Genomic DNA, 19,031 nt, shown 5'->3' on the forward strand with positions numbered 1-19,031 from the left:
AGCCGAGCGGCCGAGTTCGGTGAGTTCCCATCCGCCCGAAACGCGGGCCAGCACGCGTCCGCCGAGGCTCTTCTCCAGGGCCGCGATGCGACGGGCGATGGTCGTGTGGTTGACGCTGAGGTCGTCGGCGGCCGTCGTGAAGCGGCCCGTGCGGCCGACGGCCAGCAGAACCAGCAGGTCATCGGCCGACGGCGCGCTCATATGTGCATTCTTGCAGATCTACTCCGCGAATCGCAGCATTGTGCATGCAGATCTGCGCATTGATACTCGGCACATGCGATCTGAAGTGTTACCCATCACAGTCGAATCGGGGAGGACGAAGCAATGAACGTCGAACAGGCGCGGCCCGACAGCCGCATACCGGACGAGACCCCCGACTCGGGCCTGCGCAAGGTCGTCGGCGCCTCGATGGCCGGCACCGTCGTCGAGTGGTACGAGTTCTTCCTCTACGGCACCGCCGCTACCCTGGTGTTCTCCAAGGTCTTCTTCCCCGGCGACACCAACGAGCTCGACGCCATCATCGCCGCCTTCGTCACTTACGCCGTCGGCTTCGTGGCGCGGCCTCTCGGCGGCGTCGTGTTCGGCCACTTCGGCGACAAGTTCGGCCGCAAGAAACTGCTGCAGACCAGCCTGGTGCTCGTCGGCATCGCCACCTTCCTCATGGGTTGTCTGCCGACTTTCGGTGCCATCGGTTACTGGGCGCCTGCCCTGCTCGTCACGCTGCGTTTCGTCCAGGGCTTCGCCGTCGGTGGTGAGTGGGGCGGTGCGGTGTTGCTCGTCGCCGAGCACAGCCCCGACCGTTCCCGCGGCTTCTGGTCGTCATGGCCGCAGGCCGGCGTCCCGATGGGCAACCTCGTCGCCACCGTCGTCCTGCTGGTCCTGACCACCACACTGTCCGACGCGGCGTTCCTCTCATGGGGCTGGCGTATCGCGTTCTGGCTCTCGGCCGTCATCGTGCTGGTCGGGTACTACATCCGCACCAAGGTCACCGACGCGCCGATCTTCCTCGAAGCTCAGCGTGAGGCCGAGCAGATCAAGTCCAGCTCGTACAGCGTCGTCGAGGTCGTCAAGCGATACCCACGGGGCGTGTTCACCGCCATGGGCCTGCGCTTCGCCGAGAACGTCATGTACTACCTCGTCGTCACGTTCTCGATCACCTATCTCAAGGTGGTCGTCGGGGCGAACACCTCCACCATCTTGTGGTGGATGCTCGCCGCGCACGCCGTGCACTTCGCGATCATCCCCGTCATCGGACGCCTGTCCGACACCTTCGGCCGCCGCCCCGTGTACATGGTCGGTGCCGTCACTGCCGGCACATGGGGTTTCTTCGCCTTCCCGATGATGGACAGCGGACACAACGTCCTTGTCATGTTCGCCATCATCATCGGACTGGTGTTCCACGCCTTCATGTACGCCGGCCAGCCCGCGATCATGGCCGAGATGTTCCCGACCCGCATGCGCTACGCGGGTGTCTCGCTCGGCTACCAGGTGACCTCCATCGTCGCCGGCTCGCTCGCGCCGATCATCGCAACCGCGCTGCTCAGCCACTACGGCAGCGCTGTGCCTATCGCGATCTACCTGGCCTTGGCGTCGGTGGTGACGATCATCGCCGTCGTGTCCGCCCGCGAAACCAGGGGCCTGAGCCTGCGCGAGGTCGATGCCGCGGATGCCCGCGCCGTCGCCGACGAGAAGACGGCGGTACCCGCATGAGTGCCCGCACCGCGTTGATCACCGGCGGCGCCGGCGGTATCGGGGCGGCGTGTGCTCGAGAACTGGCCGCCCGCGGTGTGCAGGTTACCGTCGCCGACGTCGACGAGGTCGCTGCCAAGACCCTCGCCCACGAGATCGGCGGGCAGGCGTGGGCGGTGGACCTGCTCGACTCCGACCAGCTCGATGGGCTCCGGCTCGAGGTCGACATCCTCGTCAACAACGCCGGCATCCAGGTGGTCCGCCCGATCGAGGAGTTCGCCCTCACCGACTTCCGCATGATCCAGACCCTCATGGTGGAGGTGCCCTTCCTCATGGTGAAGGCGGTCCTGCCGCACATGTACGACCGTGGCTTCGGACGCATCGTCAACGTGTCGTCGGTGCACGGGCTGCGGGCGTCGACCTTCAAGTCCGCATACGTCACCGCCAAGCACGGTCTCGAGGGGCTGTCGAAGGTCATGGCAGTCGAGGGCGGTCCGCACGGCGTCACCAGCAACTGCGTCAACCCGGGTTATGTGCGAACGCCGTTGGTGGAGAGCCAGATCCGCGACCAGGCTCGGCTGCACGGTATCGCCGAGGAGCGGGTGCTCGCCGAAGTGCTGCTCACCGAGCCGGTGATCAAGCGGCTCGTCGAACCTGGGGATGTGGCTTCCCTCGTCGCGTGGCTGGCCTCGGACGACGCCGGTATGGTCACCGGCGCCTCCTACACGATGGACGGCGGCTGGACCGCCCGCTGACCGGCCACACGGGCTTTCGACGCGATCAGTGGGTGTCCGCGCCGTCGGGATCTACCGGGCCTGGCGCGACAGCGGGTACATCGTCGGCGGGCTCGTCGCGGACATGATGGGTCTGCACGCCGCCGTGTGGGCGTCGCCGCCGTCACCACGGCCTCGGCGCCGGCTGTGACGGTTCGATGTACGAAGCCTATCGCCGGCCCTCAGTGTGAGCAGCGAGTGTGCGCCGAAGGGATGAGACGCATCCGGTGAGGGAGATCCGATGCTCAGTTCTGCTGTGCTGGCTGTGCTCCAGGCGCTGCTTGAGCGTGGCCAGGTTACACGGCATTTCTTTGCGGGCCTGTGGGCGCACAGAGAGGGGCACGAGAAGCTTCCCGATCCCGTGGCCTTCGAAGTCGACTGCGATCGTCACCCGGGAGCGGTGTCCGGAGTCGAGCGGATCGACCGTCACATCCACGACCGCCCGGATGGGGTCGTCGACACCGTGCACCCCCCATGTATTCGGCGGGTCGATATGGGTGAGTTCGGCAGTCACCGATCGTTCGGCGAATCCGATGCGGCGCGTGGTGCGGCATTTCTCACCGACCCGAGGCGTTCCGGTGCCGTTCATATGGCCGCCGACCACACCCTTCTGCCACTGGGTGAAGCGGGTCGGGTCGGTGACGTAGGCGAACATCTGCGCCGGTGGGCGGTCGACGTCGATACTGGTCGTGATCGGCGCCATCAGCGCTGCCCCCTGTCGATGGCGTCGGCGTAGCGCTGCAGGTAGAGCGGCCACCCGGCGTCATGCCCGACACCATCGCGGACCGTCTCCCAATCCTTGCCGTGGCGTTCGAGCTTGCGGTGCTCGAGCTCGACTCGGGTGCGATCGTCGGATTCGGCAATGAACCGGACCTCGACCTCGCTGGTCTTGGCCGGGTCGTTCTCGATCTGCCAGTGCCCGTTGATGTCCCAACTGAACATCAGCCGGTTCGGCGGCTCATAGGCCAGCACCCGCGCCCATCGGCATTCGGAGCCGTCCACACCGCGGTCGTAAATGTGACCGCCCACTCTCGGTTCGAACACGGTCTCGGCAATCGGGACCGCCATGATGTTGTGCTCACGCGGTTTGATCGCATCGAATCGCTCGACGAATAGTGCGAACGCGCGCTCCATCCCTGCGTTCACGATGATCTGCTGCTGCACCGGTTCGGCGTGTGTCTGTGTCATGACCTCTCCTGGGGGTGGTTCGACGGCGTCCTTGTAGGCGGTCAGGGCCTGTGCCCAGAACCGGTTGAGCTGCGTGCGCAGCACGCTGATCCCGGCCGGGTCGAGGTGATAAATGCGGCGGGTGCCGACGGCCCGATCGCGGACCAGCCCGGCGTCCTTGAGGACCTTCAGGTGTTGCGAGACCGCCGGTCGGCTGATCGGCAGTTCGCGGGCGAGTTCACCTACTGCACACGGGCTTTCGGCCAGGCGCTCGAGGATCGTGCGCCTCGTTCGATCGGCGAGCGCGCCCCATTCGTCTCCAGCTTGGTAAGTAGCTACGAACGGTAAGTCTCCGCTTACGCATCGTGGCTGTCAAGAGGTGTCCAGCAACTCTTGGGATTGGCGAGGGGTGGACACCACGCGTGGGCCGGTCACCCTAGCGCTGCGTAGCCCGGAAAGGTTGGGAGTTCCCAGCGCCAACCTTCTTGGCACGGACGTGCGTGAGGCAGACCTGACAGGTGCGAGTCTCAAAGGTGCCCGGGTCGACCACCGCACAATCTTCTACGGGGCGATTCTCACGGAACGGATTTCAGGAGCGCGAATACCGTCAGTTGCACATTCGGTACGGCCGACGAAGATCGGCCGCACCGCGGCATCCCCGCCGGGAACCCGAGAGCTGTCCTCCGATGATCGTTTTCGGGATCGACGGCGCCCTCCACGTCGGCAAACTCACGTCGACGGTTCATCCGATCCTTGCCGCCGTCCGCGGGATGCGGACGGTGCGGATCGGCCGTTCCGGAGAGATCAGCCCGCTCGGTACACACGTACAACCGGTCGAAGGAGATCGGGGTCGACGAGTTGCACCGACAGATCGCCCTCGCGCATGCCGAGTGCCCCGGGAGCGCTGGCGGGTATCTCGCCGACCGGGGTTCGGGACGGTTCCGGTCGCCACGGTCTGTGCGGTAGGCGACGCAGTCTGCGACATGGTCGATCCGCGATGGTGGCGTCGTTTACGTTGCTGGAGATGCCGAGTCCCTCATACGGCACGCCACCGACGATGGTGCACACGATCCCCGTGCCGGAATCATCTCGGGTCTGATGTCGACGCGCAGGCGCTGAATCTCACCCGCATCAGCACCGTGCACGAGATGGCGTTCGGTCTGACCGGATGCCGGTCTGCGGTGCCGCGGTCGGTCCGGGAGCGGCCCGTGCCGGAATCGGGATTGTGCAGCGCCCTCACGATCCGGGGGGTTGAGCCCGGCGGCACCGTCGCGCACATCTGTTCACCTACCATCTCGAATGCACATCATCCTTCGGCTGGTCCGGCGGCGTACCCGAAGTCGCGGCTCACGCCGACCATGATTGCCAGCGCAGCCGGTCGATCGTAATCACCGGTCCCGGTGGCCGCCTCACCCGATACTGCGGGTACTTGCGGGCCAGCGCGTCGAGTCCGGTGGCGCCGGCGTCGGTATCCGCGCCGTGGACCGTGGCGATGCCGTCGATGCGGATCCACCATAGCTGCGACCAGTCGTCGCTGTAGTGGTCGACCAGCACGCTCACCCGGGGGTTGTCGGCGATGTCGGTCAGGCGACGCAGCCGTCGGGTGGTCTTCGGCTTGTCGTCGACACAGGTGTGGATCGCATCGCCGTCGAGGGCGAACACGATCGGGACCAAGTGCGGCACGCCGGACCCATTCGCGGTGGCGAGTCGGGCCACTCGGGCGGCGGCGACACGGCGGCGGATGTCCATGCACCTCAACGTAGCTCCGGAGGGCCGAATGATCACGTCCATCGCCGACGCCAGGTAAGCGACACCCGGATTCCCCGGCCGCTGATGAAGTCGGGTAGCACTGACACTGAGGTGGTCTGGTTGAGAACTGTCCGACAGTACAGGCTTCGCACGGCTGGGCCACCGGTCTTCGGCGATGGCCGGCATCGAATACGTTCGGACTGACGTATTTCCCCCGCCCCGAGGACTGGCCGGTCATGCCGGTCGACTATGTCGGGTTCAAGCTCGAGCCCGTCGGATTCTTCGATCGCAATCCTGCGCTCGACGTGCCGGCGAGCACCGCGAAGCACTGCTGCAAAGGGTAGAAGTCGTGTCCACCGCCCTCTCTTCGGTCGCTCGCCGCACCAGCCCCTGGCTGCGGCGACCGGCCGCGGCCCTCGCGGTCGTCTCGGCGGCGCTGCATGCCGTGTCACTCGTCGGGTATGCGGCATATTCGCCGACGATCAGCGTGATGACCGTAGCGATGATCCTCGGATGTCTGTACTGCGCGCGGCACCTGTGGGTGCGTGGCTCACCATGGGATTGGTGTCTCGTCGCGATGATGAACGTCGGCATGATCGCATTGCACCTGGCTCTGATGAGTCCCGGTTCCGGCGGCGGTCACCACGGGAACGTGATGCAGGGTGCAGCTTCGGCTTCGGTGAGCCATCCGATGTCGGGTCCGATGGCGGCTGCTCTTGCGACCGCCGCGCTCGAATCGGTGATCGCTGCGACGATGCTGTTCTACGAGACTCGTCACGTTGCGACCGAAAGCCGCCGACCACGACTTCCCGGGAGGATCAATGCCTGACTGGTTGTGTTGGGCGGGGACGCAGGGTTCGCAGCGCCAGCACAGCAGCGCCAGCACAGGGGCTACGGCCATCAGGATCATGGTGATGCCGAGGTGATTCCGACCCCGGTGTCGAGAGCGCGGCCGGCCGAGTCGAGCAGTTCCGCTGCCTGGTCGGTGGGCAGGGTGTGCGAGCTGATGAGCGCCATCGAGGTGTCGGCGGCGATGCGCGCGTCGTCGGCGGGCACGCCCGCGGGCACGGTCAAGTGTGACCCCATCAGAGCGGTGGTCATTCGATGAATGCCCGCACATACTCGCGTACCGCCTGTTGCCGGAGGTACTTGTCGATGCTGTGACGCCAAGTACCGGAGTTTGCCACCTCGATGTCGTCGACTCGGATACGGCCGCCGCGGCGGAAGTCGCCCCCGATTCGGCGGTCGGTCAGTCCACAGACCGGGTCGAAGGGATCGAAGACGTTGCGCCACGGCCCGTCTCCGAGACACTTGTTCGGCCAGCCGTTACCGGATGTCCACGGTGGAGTCAGACCGTCCTGCACTTCCGCTATCCCCAGGGGACTGCCGAGGGTGAGGAAAGCGTCCACGTCCGGAATATCGTCGATGCCGGTGAGGGCGTCGTAGGCGATGACGCTGCCGAGGCTGTGACCCACGAGCAGATGCGGTCCGGGCAGCGCCGCCGCGTCGTGCAGCATTGCCCTTGCACGGGCCCGGATGTCGGTGCGGATCCGGAATGTCGCCCCGGCCCGCGGTGAGAAGCTTGCGTCGTACAGGTAGTGGTGGACGTCGCGGAGGAACACCCGCATCAACCGTCGCTCCACCCACCCCGGCAGCGGAAGCAGTTCGAGATCTGTCTGGGGGACAAGGACGTCGGCTTCGATCTGGGCAGCCGTGCCCTCCATGCCCACGTCTTTTGCGAGTCGCTCGACGAATCCGCGTTCGTCGGCGGGAACTTCGTCGAGCCATGCAAGATCCGCGTCGCCGGGATCGGCCGCTTCGACCGACTCGACCGTGGATTCGGGGGAGGGCCCCGGAACAATCGGAGTCGGGTAGAGCATGTCGGCCCAGTACAACATCGACGTCGTCACACCTCGCTCGTCGAGATCGACGCCGTTGTCTGCGCGCAGCGCCGACTTCCACTGGGAAAGCAGTTCGTCGGGGGCCGGCTTGTTCGCGATTCCGTGCACGAAAGTAATGTGCGCCATGATTTTTCACCTCGATGGGTGTTACGGACGGTTCGGATGCCCGGTGGGTGCTGCCGGATTCATGTGCCCGATCCGGGTCGCGGTGCTCGGCCGTGTCATGGTCGTTGTCCGGTCCGGATCTCCAGTCGGTGCGCATCGACATGAACGACACGCACCGACCGCGGACGACCCCCCGTTGTCGCCACCTCCAACGATTCCCCATCCGCCTCCGGTTGCCACGTTCCCTCGTACGCCTCGGGGGCATCCGCGCGACCGGAAGTCCATTCGACGGCGGTGCCGTCGTCGCGGAACTCGATCCCCCCGCGACCGCGCGCGGGAGGAAAGTCGAAACCGTCGGGACGGTAGACCTCGATACCGTCGTGGTCCTCTTCGAACGAGTGCCACCACCGGCGGTGCAGAGCGCCCATCACGGGCGACCGGACCACAAGGACTTGCGCGCCGCCTCGAGACATGCGCGCATGCGGGCGGCCTGCCCGGCGGTGAACATCATCATGGCCTCGTCGTCGACATAATCCATGTAGTCCATGAACATATCGCCATGTGGCCCGTTTCCACACGTCACACGAGGAAACGTGGGTTTGCCGTAGTTCGGTCCCGCCTGGTTGGGGGTGTCGTCGACCTCGTCGGTGCCACCGCACCCGGTCCCGTCGTCACCCCAGATGTGAAACAGGTTGAGGTAGTGCCCCACCTCGTGGGTCAGGGTGCGGCCACGGTCGAATGGTGCGGTGGCGGTGCCGGTTGTGCCGAACGCGGTGTAGTTCACGACGACCCCGTCCGTCTCCGCGGCGCCGCCGGGGAACTGCGCATATCCGAGCAGGCCACGGTCGAGCCGGCACACCCAGATGTTGAGGTATCGGTCGGCGGGCCAGGCGTCGATGCCGCCGCGGGCCCGGAACTTGACGGCGTCGTCCGTGCCGAACGCGCGTACCGGCGTGATCGTGCGGGTGATCCCGTCGGTGGGGTTGCCGTCCGGATCGACACTTGCCGGTTCGAACTCGATCATCGGGTCACCGACGAGCGGAGCGAACGGCGACGGTACCCGTGACAGGTCCGGATTGGCGGATCGGAAATCGGTGGTGAGAACCGTCAGTTGCGAGCGGATCTGATCGTCGTCGATGTTCTGTTCGTCGGTGTTGGCAACGACATGCACGACCACGGGGATCCGAACGATCTCGGCGCTTTCGAAGCCGAGGCTCTCGAGCAGGATGGTCTGATCTTCCAGTTCGGCGCGGTTGACCCGGTAGCTTTCCGATTCGGTGAGCAGGCGGCGGTGGATCTCCATCGCCCCGCAGTTGCGCCGGGCCGGAGTTTCGATGCTGGTCATCTCGAGTCCTTCGTGATCAGAGGATGAGGTCCTGAATGCGCAGCAATTCTCTTGGTGCGCCGGAAGATTCGATGCGGTCCAACGGATCGGCCGCGATGTGGGGAGCGAAACCGAGACCGGTCATCGTCGCGATCCGCCGCACCGGCACCTGGTAGGTGCGATAGGCGCCGAAGGAGAACTCCTCAGGACCTGTCAGGAAGTCGTCGAGCAGGGCGGCCTGGCTCAACAGGTAACCCGTGGCAGACAGAGTGCCGTCGCCCTTGACCATGGCGACGACCTTCCAGAACTGCCGCGGTAACGCAACCCCGCGGTACTGCGGGTCGTCGTCGGCCAGCACCGGGCCCGTCATGACGGTCACCTTCACATCATGGTTGTCGGTGTTGCGCAGGATGTGGTCTTCGAGGCCGAGCCACAGCGTGCTGCCGGCATTGAACTGATGGTGCTGCGGGGTGCAGTTGGTGAAGTGGAAGGTGTCGTCGTTCGCGGCCTTCGCAAGCGGCCCCCAGGCCGGATCGAGTCGCCGTACCAGGTGCCCACGATCGAGCGGGTTGTCCGCATAGACACGTTCGCCGGTCTGCTCGTCGGCGGGAAGTCTCGGATCGAGAATCCAGCGGTCCGGGTCGCGTCGCGGTTGCTGCGCCTGTTGCCCGTCGATATTGACGGCGGTGAACAGGGCCAGCCGACGGCGTCGGTGCATGACGATGCTGAAATGGTGGTAATTCAACTCCTGCGAGGCGAGCTCCGCGACACCGCTTCCGAGTTGTGGCAGTGGCACCTCGGTGGCGAGGAACCGCGGGTCGTACCCGCCGCGGCTGGTGTAGTCCGGATCGATCGAGATGGCTTCGCGATGGACCGGCGTCACGCGCGGCAGGTCCCCGAGCCGCACCGTGATCTCGATCGGAACCCGGATGGTCACAGTGCCGTCGCCATGGTCGACGGTGTCGGGTTCTCCGGACTTCTCGTTGCGGCCGGGGACCGCAGGGAGTTCCGGGGAGGGGCGAGCCGGCACCGACTCGAGTTCGTCGAGTAGCGCACGCTGGTCGTCCGGCAGATCCTGTGCGTGTACGTGCGCGAGGATTCCGCTGATCCGGACGCCCTCGTTGAGCACACCGCCGAACTGCGGGTGCTGGGGTGCGGGCACGCTGGCATGGTGCAGCGCCACGACTTCCCACTGGTCGTTGAACACCGGTGAACCCGACGACCCGGGTTCGGTGTCGGCGCAGTAGTGCACGAACCGTTCGGGAATGTCGATGATCCGGTTCTCTCGCAGTACGATCTGCTTCTTCCGCCCTCCCGGATGCTGGACGATGGTGACGGACTCGCCGATGATCACAGTGCCCTGCTCCGCGGTGAGGCGGCTGAATCCATACTCCTGCAACGCGTCCGGAGTTGCATCGACCGCCACCAGCGCAAAGTCGCGAGCGCGGTCGGCGATGAAGAAGCGATCGGGGTCGAAGCCGAAGGTCCTCGGCGTGAGTTCGGCACCGCCCGGCCCGTCCTGATAATCGAACTCGATCCGGCTGACCCGCGCAGTGTGGGCGTCGGGCAACACGTGGTGATTGGTAAGAAGGAGCGTCGGCGAAACCATGAAGCCGGTGCCGTAGCCGCGAGGTCTGCCCGAGCGCAGGTCGATCAGTACCCGGCCGACCGACCTTGCCGCCGCTGTTCCCTCGTCGAGATACCGCACGCCGAGAAAATCGGCGGTATTGATGATTCTCTCGAGCAGATCTTCGCGGTCGACCTCGAATACCTCTTCGGCCTGCTTCACCGCCGCGGCGAGGTCCGGGGCCGGGGCTGTGCCCTCCCCGCTGCGATAGTAGTTCTCGATGTGATTGATGCGCTTGATGATCCGGAAGTCGTCATTAGCTTCCGCCATGCCGCCGGGTTGCCGGAGCACCTGTGCATGGTGCATCCGCGGCTCCGTACGTTCGGCGATGCGTTGCGCTGCCGCCTCCAGCTGGTGGTGCCGCTCGGACTCGTATGAACCGGCGCGCGGTTCGGCTGATCCGTTGGTGGAGAGCGTGTCGATGATGGTCATGGGTGCCCCGCTGTGTCGAAGTATGTGCAGCCCTGATTCGCTGAGAAAAGCTTGGCGCGTGCGTGCTGCACGGTCGCGCGTAGTGGACTACTCGATTCCTCTCGGCGCACGAATCCAAGCGTGGCAGTGGCCGACACGTCGGGGCAGTCACCCCAGGGATGGAATTGCCGACCCCTCGTGTCTCCATCACGCGAGTTCCGCTGTCCCCCGCGATCGAGTAGAGGGCTTCGCCTTCGGCGCGGATTCGCGGCCCTTGAAGCCGATGCTGGTGAATTGCTTCTGTTGGGCAGCAACGTGTTACGCGCGCGGGCGCAGGTCTCGACGAACGCCCTCGAAGCGCTGGGCTGCGCGATGAAGTGCGGACGCGACGGCGGCCAGGGCCGGCCTCGATCGGCTTCCGCTACGGTAGGCGATCCGGGTATGTCGCCCTATCTCGAGAGCGGTGAGCGCCACCCCGGGGGGAACGTCGGTTGCCCCGAGTTGGGGAACCAGCGCGACACCGGATCCCGCAGCGACGAATCGCAGGACGGTCGCGAAGTCGTCGATCCGATGGGCGACCTGCGGTTCGAAGCCCTGGGACCGGCAGGTGCGCACGGTCATGCTGTGGCAGAGAGTGCCGGGGTTGCCGACGATCCACCGGCTGTCGGCGTGGGCGCGGATCGCGGCGTCATCCGACACTTCCGGCGATGCGCGTGAGGCCAGGTACACAACCTCGTCGAGAAGCGGTTCGAGTTCGATGCCCGGACCGATGGTCGAGGGGACGTTGTCGTATTCATGGACCAGGGCCATGTCCAGCTCATTCCCGCGCAGCAGATTCGGGACGTCGGCGGGATCGACCTCGAGCACCGCCATCTCCAACTCCGGTTCGGCGCTGTCGATCTCCGAGATTGCCGGGAGCACGATCGTTCGAAGGGCGGTAGGAAATGATCCCAGGCGGACCGGACCGGACAAGCGCGTTTCGCTCGCTGCCAGCTCGGCTTCGGCTCGTTCGAGATCCGCGAGAAGTATCTCGGTGTGCTCGACAAGCACGGTTCCCGCCGGCGTGAGAGTGACCCGACGTCCGGTGCGCGTCAGGAGGGACCGACCGACGTCGCGTTCGAGGGCGGCAAGCTGCTGGGAAACCGCCGAAGGTGTGTACGAGAGGGCCTCCGCAACCGCCGCGATGGTTCCGCGGTGGGCGAGTTCGCGGAGAAGTCTGAGCTTGCGCACGTCGAGCATCAGGTTATCTTATGCTCAACGTCTCGAAACGTAACTGGACCTTAGGTATGCCGTCGGTGAGGCTCGGTCCATGATCTTTCAGCCGTCAGGAATCTTCGTCCCGCTCGTCACCCCCTTTTCGGTGGGTGGTGACCTTTCGATCCACGACCTGGAACTCCTCGCGCATCCTGTGATCGACGAGGAGCGCACGGGATCGTGGCGTTGGGCACCACCGCGGAAGCCGGGACACTGGGTCCGCAGGAGCGCCGGGACGTGGTGCGGGTCTGCAGCAAGGTGTGTCGGGAACACGGGGTTCCACTGCTGGTGGGAGCGGGGTCGAACGACACCGCCGGCACTGTGGGTGCCATCGAGGAACTGGAACAGGTGGACGGGGTGGCCGGGGCGTTGGTAGTGGTCCCGTACTACACGCGACCATCCGAAGCGGGCGTGGTCGCGCTCTTCGAGCACGTCGCCGAGCGCACCACGCCCCCACTGGTCCTGTACAACGTGCCGTATCGCACCGGCCGGTATCTCGGCTGGGAGTCCATCGTGAGCCTGGCGGAGCATCCCGGGATCGTGGGCATCAAGCAGGCGGTCGGCACAGTGGACACCGATACCTCCCGACGTCCGTCTGCCGTTGTTACCCGCCGGTGAGCCCTCGGGACTGCTGCGAACGCTCGAACAGCTGAGGTCGAGCCGATGACTCGTTCCGGCGGTCCGATTCGGGGCAGACGATCAGGGTTCTGCTGTCGTGGGGGCGGGTACCCGCTGAAGAAAGAGCAGCGCGATGCCAATGGAGGTACGAGATGTCCGACGACAGCTTCGGCGCACGCGACACCCTGCACGTCGGGGGAACCGACTACCGCATCTATCGACTTGATCGAGTCCCCGGATCCGACCGGCTTCCCTACAGTCTCAAGGTCCTGCTGGAGAACCTGCTGCGCACCGAAGACGGGCGGCTGGTGACCCGGGAACAGATCGAAGCGGTCGCCGGGTGGGATCCGAAGTCCGTCCACAACCCGGAGATCCAGTTCTCTCCGGCACGGGTGTTGATGCAGGACTTCACGGGTGTGCCGTGCGTGGTGGACCTGGTTGCGATGCGGGACGCCATGACGAAACAGGGCGGCGACGCGAAGCGCATCAACCCGCTGATCCCTACCGAACTCGTCATCGACCACTCGGTCGTCGCCGACGTGTTCGGTACCGACGACGCCTTCCGAATCAACACGGACCTCGAATTCAAACGTAACCGGGAACGCTACGAACTGCTGCGGTGGGCGCAGGGCGCATTCGACGACTTCAAGGTTGTCCCGCCCGGTACCGGTATCTGCCATCAGGTAAATCTCGAGCACCTCGGCCGTGTCGTGTTCACCCGGGAGGACTCCGACGGGACGACGGTCGCCTACCCGGATTCGCTGGTGGGCACCGATTCCCATACCCCGATGATCAACGGTCTCGGTGTCGTGGGCTGGGGCGTGGGGGGCATCGAAGCGGAGGCTGCGATGCTCGGGCAGCCGGCGTCGATGCTGATTCCTCAGGTAGTGGGGTTCAAGCTCACCGGTGAGATGGGGGAGGGCACCACCGCGACCGACCTGGTGCTCACCGTCGCCGAAATGCTCCGCAAAACCGGAGTGGTCGGCAAGTTCGTCGAGTTCTTCGGACCCGGCGTGGCGAACGTGCCGCTGGCCAACCGAGCCACGATCGGCAACATGAGCCCGGAGTACGGTTCGACGATCTCGATTTTTCCGATCGACGACGTCACCCTCGACTACATGCGCCTGACCGGGAGGTCGGAGGAGCTCGTCGGCCTGATCGAGTCGTATGCGAAGGAACAGGGCCTGTGGCACGATCCCGACCGCGAACCCGATTACAGCGAGGTCGTCGAATTGGATCTGTCGACGGTGCGCCCGTCGATTGCGGGGCCGAAACGACCCCAGGACCGCATCCCGGTCGCGCTCGCCCCGAAAGCTGTCGCCGCCCTGCTCAACGGCGAAGCGGTGCCCGACGTCGTCTCACGTGTGCAGACCAGCGACGTCGACGAGGCATCGATGGAATCGTTCCCCGCGAGCGATCCCGTCTCCATCAAAGGCAAGGACACGAGTGCGCCGCCACGCGACCCGGTGCCCGATGATGCCGACCTCGAGACACCACCGTCGGAGAAGGTGCCGGTGCGTGTCGGTGACGGCGACGAATTCGAACTCGACCACGGCCACGTCGTGATCGCTGCGATCACATCGTGCACCAATACCTCCAACCCGTCGGTGATGATCGGTGCGGGGCTGCTCGCCAAGAAGGCCGTCGAGAAAGGTTTGCGCAGCAAGCCGTGGGTGAAGACAACCCTCGCACCGGGATCGCGAATCGTCACCGACTACTACGAACGCGCGGGGCTCACCCCGTACCTCGAGAAGCTCGGCTTCTATCTCGTCGGGTACGGCTGCACCACGTGTATCGGCAACTCCGGGCCGCTCTCCGAAGAAATCGCCGCCGCGATCGACGAGCACGACCTCAACGTTTCCGCGGTGCTGTCGGGCAACCGCAACTTCGAAGGACGCATTCATCCGCAGACGAAGATGAACTTCCTGGCCTCGCCGCCGCTCGTGATCACCTACGCGCTGGCCGGGTCGATGCTGGTCGATGTCTTCGAAGAGCCGCTCGGTACCGGCACGGACGGCGATCCGGTTTACCTGCGCGACATCTGGCCGACTACGCAGGAGATCCAGGACGTCATCGACGACTGCGTGCGGTCGGAAATGTTCGACTCCGGCTACGCCGACGTGTACACCGGCGACGACACCTGGCGCAGCCTCGACGTGCCCGACTCCGAGGTCTTCGAGTGGAAGGACGACTCGACCTACGTGCGGCGGCCGCCGTACTTCGACGGCATGTCGGACCGACCCGAGCCCATGCGCGATATCGACCGTGCGCGGGTTCTTGCGTTGCTGGGTGACTCGGTCACCACCGATCACATCTCGCCGGCCGGCGCGATCAGACGGGACGGGCCCGCGGGAAAGTACCTGCAGGAACACGGCGTCGAGCCGGCGGATTTCAACTCGTACGGTTCGCGTCGCGGCAACCACGAGGTGATGATTCGCGGCACGTTCGCCAACATCCGGCTGCGAAATCAGCTGGTGCCGGATGTCGAGGGAGGGGTCACGCGGTATCTCCCGACCGGTGAGCAGATGAGCATCTACGACGCAGCGCAGCGCTACGCCGAGGACGGCACACCGCTGGTCGTGCTCGCCGGCGCCGAGTACGGGTCGGGGTCCTCACGGGACTGGGCCGCCAAGGGCACCCTGCTGCTCGGTGTGCGAGCGGTGATCGCGCAGTCGTACGAGCGCATCCACCGCTCCAACCTCATCGGCATGGGCGTGCTGCCATTGCAGTTCCCGGAGGGCGAATCGATCGAGAGCCTCGGATTGACCGGGGAGGAGGAGTTCACGATCACCGGATTGGCCGGGGTCGACGCCATCCCCGAGACGGTCAGCGTGCATGCCGGGGAGAAGCAGTTCGATGCGCCGGTGCGCATCGATACGCCGGCCGAGGCCGAATACTTCCGGCACGGCGGCATCCTGCGATACGTGCTGCGACAGATTGCCGAGTAGCGCTCGGCCTTCCGCAGCGGAAGGCCGCTCGGCCGCGGCGCCGGGTCGGGACCGGGTCCGCGGCTTAACATTGATCGGCTGCCCGACGCGGTGACGTGCCACGGCCCGAGGTTCAAAGGAGCGTCCGACATGCAGGTGCTAGTGGTCTACGAGTCGATGTACGGCAACACCCGCCATGTGGCAGAGGCCATCGCGAAAGGGATCGAGGCCGGCGCGACGGTCAAGGTCGTGGCGGCCGCGGATGCGAAGAATGAAAACCTGGCCACCTACGATCTGGTCGTGGCCGGCGGACCCACTCACGTGCACGGAATGAGCCGCGCCTCCACACGCCACGGTGCAGTGGAAGCGGCAGAGGAACCCGACAGCACCCTCACCGTCGAGCCGGATGCCGAAAGCGAGGGCGTGCGAGAGTGGCTCGCTTCTCTCGGGTCCGCGACCGGTGACGCCGCGGCGTTCGACACGCGATACGACGGACCGGTGCTGTTCACCGGACGGGCATCGAAGTCGATCGCCAAGAAGCTCGGGAAGGCCGGGTTCACCCTGATTGCCGACCCGGAGAGCTTCCTGGTCGACAAGCAAACCGCGCTCGAGGCCGGCGAAGAGGAGCGAGCGAGCCAGTGGGGCCGCTCTCTCGTCCAAGAGAAACGGTCCCGTTCATGACCGAGACGTCGCAGAGAAAGGTGGCCGGTCGGCGCGCCGGCTACCTGGTATCGATCATCGTCAATTCGGTGCTGCTGTACGCGATCAACTCCTGGCCCGGCTGGGACGCGGTGCCGTTCCTCACCGACGACACCACCCGCGTGCTCGGCTGGGTGAACGCGTCGGTCGTCGTCTCGCTCGTGGCGAACTGCATCTACCTCCTCGCTGATCCACCCCGGTTGAAGGCGTTAGGTGATCTCGCGATCAACGGTGTGGGATTGTCTGCGCTGGTGCGTATCTGGGAGGTGTTCCCTTTCGACTTCACCGACGAAAGCACCATCCCGTGGACGCTGATCGCGCGCACCGTCCTGGTCGTGAGCATCATCGGCACGATCATCGGCATCATCGTGGCACTGGTCCGCTTGGTTACCGGTGGCCGGGAGTGAAGGTCACGGAAAGCGCAAAGTCCTTCCGAAGAGCGCCGCACGCGACACAATGACCCGAAGGTTACGAATCGCGGAGGGCAGCGATGAAGGCTGGACGGATAGTTGCGCTGGTCGTCGGGTCGCTGTGCGCGTTGCTCGGCTTTGCTCTGCTCAGCGCTTCGGCGTTTCTCGGCTGGGCATACTTCGCGCAGAACGACGAGGGTTTTTTCACCTCACCCGCACAGCGATATCAGTCGTCGGCGAATGCACTCGTCTCGGAACGGATCGACCTCTTCGAAGATGCCGACCTACCGAGTGGATTCAGTACCGAGGATCTCGGTGGTGTGCTGCTGCGTGTCACCCCTGACGAGCCGGATCGGGAAATCTTCGTCGGAATCGGCCCGCAGGACGCGGTCGACGATTATCTCGCCGACGTGGCCCGCACCGAGGTGACAGAGATCGAGTTCGACCCCTTCCGGCCGACATACCGTCAGATCGACGGAAACCGTGCACCGGAACCGCCTGCATCGCAGACGTTCTGGTCGGCCTCGGCCGGCGGCGCCGGCACCCGGGAGGTGCAGTGGGATCTGCAACGCGGTTCCTGGACCGTTGTGGTCATGAACGCCGACGGCAACCCCGGTGTGTCGGTCGATGTTCAGGCCGGTGCTCGGCTGGAGTTCCTCGGCCCGCTCGCGCTCGGCGTACTGGCCGGTGCTGTGGTGCTCCTGATCATCGGCATTCCCCTCATCGTGGTAGGAGCACTCGGTTTGGGCCGGCACGGCCCGCCGCAACCGCACTGGCCCGTGCGAACCGACGGCGGAAGCGCTGTTCCCCCGGGGGCGCAGTCCACCATCCCGGCGCCGGTCACTGCGCAACCGTTGGTCACCACCCCGCCCTATGCCGCACACCTGCGCGGTGACCTCGACGAACCGTTGTCGCGGTGGCTCTGGCTCGTCAAATGGCTGCTGGCGATTCCCCACTTCCTCGTGCTGTTCTTCCTCGGGATCGGACTGTTCGTGACCACCGTGGTCGCAGGGTTTGCGATTCTCTTCACGGGCCGGTACCCGCGAGGTCTGTTCGATTTCAACGTCGGTGTTCTGCGGTGGCTCTGGCGTGTGCAGTTCTACATGTACTTCGCTCTGGGCACCGACCGGTATCCACCCTTCACGCTGCAACGCACCGATTACCCGGCCGACTTCGATGTCGAGTACCCCCAACAACTCTCCCGTGGCTTGGTCCTGGTGAAGTGGTGGCTGCTGGCCATTCCCCACTACCTCATCCTGACGCTGCTCGCGGGCTGGTTCGGTGGGTGGCGCGTGGCGGTCGCCGGGACCGATGACGAGGTCGCCGCGCAGCCCGGGCTATTCGGTTCGCTCCTCGGGATTCTGGTTCTCATCGCCGGTCTTGTCCTCTTGTTCACCGGCCGTTACCCACGGACCCTGTTCGACTTCGTGATGGGGATCAACCGTTGGGCATACCGAGTTATCGCCTACGTCGTGCTCATGCGCGACGAGTATCCGCCCTTCCGATTCGACCAGGGACCGCGCGAGCCGCACGAAAACCCCGCCTCACCCGCAGTCCCGGTGCCGGACGATCGACCACCGAGCGGGTCTGTGCAGTGAACCGACCGCGCACCGCAGATCGGGGGCGAGGAAGCGTGCCCGGGTTGTCCCCGGTGCGGTGGACTGCTCTGTGCGCCGTCGCCGAACTCTGTGGCATGACGGCCGCCGCGTCGGCCGCGAAACTGGCGCAGCGCACCACCGGCGACGCGCCCCAAGGCCGCGAGGCAACCGTGGCGCTCGCGCTGGTAGTGGCCGGGGGACTGATCGAGGGAATCGCCCTCGGCGCGCTGCAGGCCCGTGGGCTGCGAAGGCTCCTCCCGCGCTTGAACGGGCGCCGGTGGCTTCTGATCACTGCTGCGATCGCCGGACTGGGCTGGGCCGCGGCCTCCGCACCGGGGGTTCTCGGCGGGGACGGCGACGGTGCGCAGCCGTCCCTCGTCCTGGTGCTGGGTGGCGCTCTGGGGCTCGGGGTGGTGATGGGGGCAGTTCTCGGCGCCGGGCAGGCTCTCGTTCTGCGTCCCCTGGTTCGTCGGCCCGGCCGGTGGGTGCTGGCCAACGTCGCCGGCTGGCCGCCGGCCATGGCGGTGATCTACCTGGGTGCCACCACACCGAGCAGCACCTGGTCGATACCTGCGGTGGTGGCGCTTGCGGCGGTGACAGGGCTGGTCGCCGGGACCGTGCTCGGCCTCGTCACCGGGCAATTCTTGCCGGCGCTCGCTGAGGGCCGGGTTCCGAGCAGCGCTTCGGCGCAGCGCTCGGTGCCGTGACCTCGCGGTTCGCGTGGCATCAGTCGATCGGTCGAGCCCACCGCAATATGTCGGCCTGCGACAGCTGCGGGA

Annotated in this window: 20 protein-coding genes and 2 pseudogenes; 11 read left to right on the forward strand and 11 right to left on the reverse strand. The window is 65.8% G+C overall.

All coding sequences use genetic code 11. The features are described 5' to 3' along the window. Window positions 1-201 (reverse strand): helix-turn-helix domain-containing protein (locus tag Q8814_RS16515; protein WP_330153097.1); only part of this gene is annotated, 201 nt, incomplete at its 3' end. A 123-nt stretch (window positions 202-324) separates the two neighbouring features. Here Q8814_RS16515 and Q8814_RS16520 point away from each other — a divergent pair. From Q8814_RS16520 to Q8814_RS16530, 3 genes are read left to right on the forward strand one after another with little or no spacing between them, the layout of a single operon-like run. Next, entirely contained in the window at window positions 325-1,710 is a 1,386-nt protein-coding gene (locus tag Q8814_RS16520) for an MFS transporter (protein ID WP_330153098.1), read from the forward strand. After that, complete coding sequence (locus tag Q8814_RS16525) at window positions 1,707-2,444, forward strand: 3-hydroxybutyrate dehydrogenase (RefSeq protein WP_330153099.1); 738 nt, start codon at window positions 1,707-1,709, stop codon at window positions 2,442-2,444. Before Q8814_RS16520 ends, Q8814_RS16525 begins: the two co-directional genes overlap by 4 nt. Before the next feature lie 28 nt (window positions 2,445-2,472). Further along, window positions 2,473-2,613: a hypothetical protein gene (locus Q8814_RS16530; RefSeq protein ID WP_330153100.1), complete on the forward strand. Its 141-nt coding sequence runs from the start codon at window positions 2,473-2,475 to the stop codon at window positions 2,611-2,613. A gap of 18 nt (window positions 2,614-2,631) precedes the next feature. Here the strand turns inward: Q8814_RS16530 and Q8814_RS16535 are convergent, their stop codons facing one another. The 4 genes and pseudogenes from Q8814_RS16535 to Q8814_RS16550 all read right to left on the reverse strand — a co-directional run bounded on the left by Q8814_RS16535 (window position 2,632) and on the right by Q8814_RS16550 (window position 5,378). Beyond that, window positions 2,632-3,165, reverse strand: a complete 534-nt coding sequence (locus tag Q8814_RS16535; RefSeq protein WP_330153101.1) for an SRPBCC family protein — start codon at window positions 3,163-3,165, stop codon at window positions 2,632-2,634. After that, the gene (locus Q8814_RS16540) at window positions 3,165-3,650 is read right to left on the reverse strand and encodes an SRPBCC family protein (protein ID WP_330153116.1); all 486 of its coding nucleotides are present in this window, start codon (window positions 3,648-3,650) and stop codon (window positions 3,165-3,167) included. The genes Q8814_RS16535 and Q8814_RS16540 overlap by 1 nt, the downstream gene beginning before the upstream one ends. An 18-nt stretch (window positions 3,651-3,668) precedes the next feature. Further along, window positions 3,669-3,968, reverse strand: a pseudogene (locus tag Q8814_RS16545) (ArsR/SmtB family transcription factor); the annotation flags it as partial. A gap of 1,008 nt (window positions 3,969-4,976) precedes the next feature. Continuing rightward, window positions 4,977-5,378, reverse strand: coding sequence for a TIGR03668 family PPOX class F420-dependent oxidoreductase (locus tag Q8814_RS16550; RefSeq protein ID WP_330153102.1), 402 nt, complete (start codon window positions 5,376-5,378; stop codon window positions 4,977-4,979). A gap of 188 nt (window positions 5,379-5,566) precedes the next feature. On the opposite strand from Q8814_RS16550, the pseudogene Q8814_RS16555 reads away from it, so the two are divergent. Both Q8814_RS16555 and Q8814_RS16560 read left to right on the forward strand, forming a co-directional pair. After that, window positions 5,567-5,722: pseudogene (locus Q8814_RS16555) on the forward strand (copper amine oxidase); the annotation flags it as partial. Window positions 5,723-5,727: 5 nt separating this feature from the next. Beyond that, on the forward strand, window positions 5,728-6,207 hold the full coding sequence (locus Q8814_RS16560) for a hypothetical protein (protein ID WP_330153103.1): 480 nt from the start codon (window positions 5,728-5,730) through the stop codon (window positions 6,205-6,207). Window positions 6,208-6,284: 77 nt separating this feature from the next. Here Q8814_RS16560 and Q8814_RS16565 read toward each other — a convergent pair whose 3' ends face one another. From Q8814_RS16565 to Q8814_RS16590, 6 genes are all read right to left on the reverse strand, one after another. Further along, entirely contained in the window at window positions 6,285-6,479 is a 195-nt protein-coding gene (locus tag Q8814_RS16565) for a hypothetical protein (protein WP_330153104.1), read from the reverse strand. Continuing rightward, the gene (locus tag Q8814_RS16570; protein WP_330153105.1) at window positions 6,476-7,405 is read right to left on the reverse strand and encodes a lipase family protein; all 930 of its coding nucleotides are present in this window, start codon (window positions 7,403-7,405) and stop codon (window positions 6,476-6,478) included. The genes Q8814_RS16565 and Q8814_RS16570 overlap by 4 nt, the downstream gene beginning before the upstream one ends. 95 nt (window positions 7,406-7,500) lie before the next feature. Beyond that, window positions 7,501-7,812 (reverse strand): hypothetical protein, encoded by a 312-nt coding sequence (locus tag Q8814_RS16575; RefSeq protein WP_330153106.1) that lies wholly within the window; start codon window positions 7,810-7,812, stop codon window positions 7,501-7,503. Continuing rightward, window positions 7,812-8,729 (reverse strand): zinc metalloprotease, encoded by a 918-nt coding sequence (locus tag Q8814_RS16580; protein ID WP_330153107.1) that lies wholly within the window; start codon window positions 8,727-8,729, stop codon window positions 7,812-7,814. Before Q8814_RS16580 ends, Q8814_RS16575 begins: the two co-directional genes overlap by 1 nt. Window positions 8,730-8,745: 16 nt before the next feature. Next, window positions 8,746-10,767 (reverse strand): DNA/RNA non-specific endonuclease, encoded by a 2,022-nt coding sequence (locus tag Q8814_RS16585; protein ID WP_330153108.1) that lies wholly within the window; start codon window positions 10,765-10,767, stop codon window positions 8,746-8,748. 297 nt (window positions 10,768-11,064) lie between these two features. Continuing rightward, a complete protein-coding gene (locus tag Q8814_RS16590; protein WP_330153109.1) occupies window positions 11,065-11,985 on the reverse strand; it encodes a LysR family transcriptional regulator in 921 nt (306 codons plus the stop codon). Window positions 11,986-12,180: 195 nt separating this feature from the next. On the opposite strand from Q8814_RS16590, the gene Q8814_RS16595 reads away from it, so the two are divergent. The 6 genes from Q8814_RS16595 (at window position 12,181) to Q8814_RS16620 (ending at window position 18,959) form a co-directional block, all read left to right on the forward strand. Further along, on the forward strand, window positions 12,181-12,618 hold the full coding sequence (locus Q8814_RS16595; RefSeq protein ID WP_330153110.1) for a dihydrodipicolinate synthase family protein: 438 nt from the start codon (window positions 12,181-12,183) through the stop codon (window positions 12,616-12,618). Window positions 12,619-12,770: 152 nt separating this feature from the next. After that, window positions 12,771-15,566, forward strand: a complete 2,796-nt coding sequence (acnA, locus tag Q8814_RS16600) for an aconitate hydratase (protein WP_330153111.1) — start codon at window positions 12,771-12,773, stop codon at window positions 15,564-15,566. 129 nt (window positions 15,567-15,695) lie between these two features. Continuing rightward, window positions 15,696-16,226 carry a flavodoxin family protein gene (locus tag Q8814_RS16605; RefSeq protein WP_330153112.1) on the forward strand — a complete coding sequence of 177 codons (531 nt, stop codon included), beginning with the start codon at window positions 15,696-15,698 and terminating at the stop codon, window positions 16,224-16,226. Next, window positions 16,223-16,651 carry a hypothetical protein gene (locus Q8814_RS16610; RefSeq protein ID WP_330153113.1) on the forward strand — a complete coding sequence of 143 codons (429 nt, stop codon included), beginning with the start codon at window positions 16,223-16,225 and terminating at the stop codon, window positions 16,649-16,651. The genes Q8814_RS16605 and Q8814_RS16610 overlap by 4 nt, the downstream gene beginning before the upstream one ends. 83 nt (window positions 16,652-16,734) lie before the next feature. After that, window positions 16,735-18,252: a DUF4389 domain-containing protein gene (locus Q8814_RS16615; protein ID WP_330153114.1), complete on the forward strand. Its 1,518-nt coding sequence runs from the start codon at window positions 16,735-16,737 to the stop codon at window positions 18,250-18,252. Between the two features lie 35 nt (window positions 18,253-18,287). Then, window positions 18,288-18,959 (forward strand): hypothetical protein, encoded by a 672-nt coding sequence (locus Q8814_RS16620; RefSeq protein ID WP_330153115.1) that lies wholly within the window; start codon window positions 18,288-18,290, stop codon window positions 18,957-18,959. The last annotated feature ends 72 nt before the right edge of the window (window positions 18,960-19,031 follow it).

This window comes from Rhodococcus chondri (assembly GCF_036327435.1).
GTDB lineage: Bacteria > Actinomycetota > Actinomycetes > Mycobacteriales > Mycobacteriaceae > Rhodococcus > Rhodococcus chondri.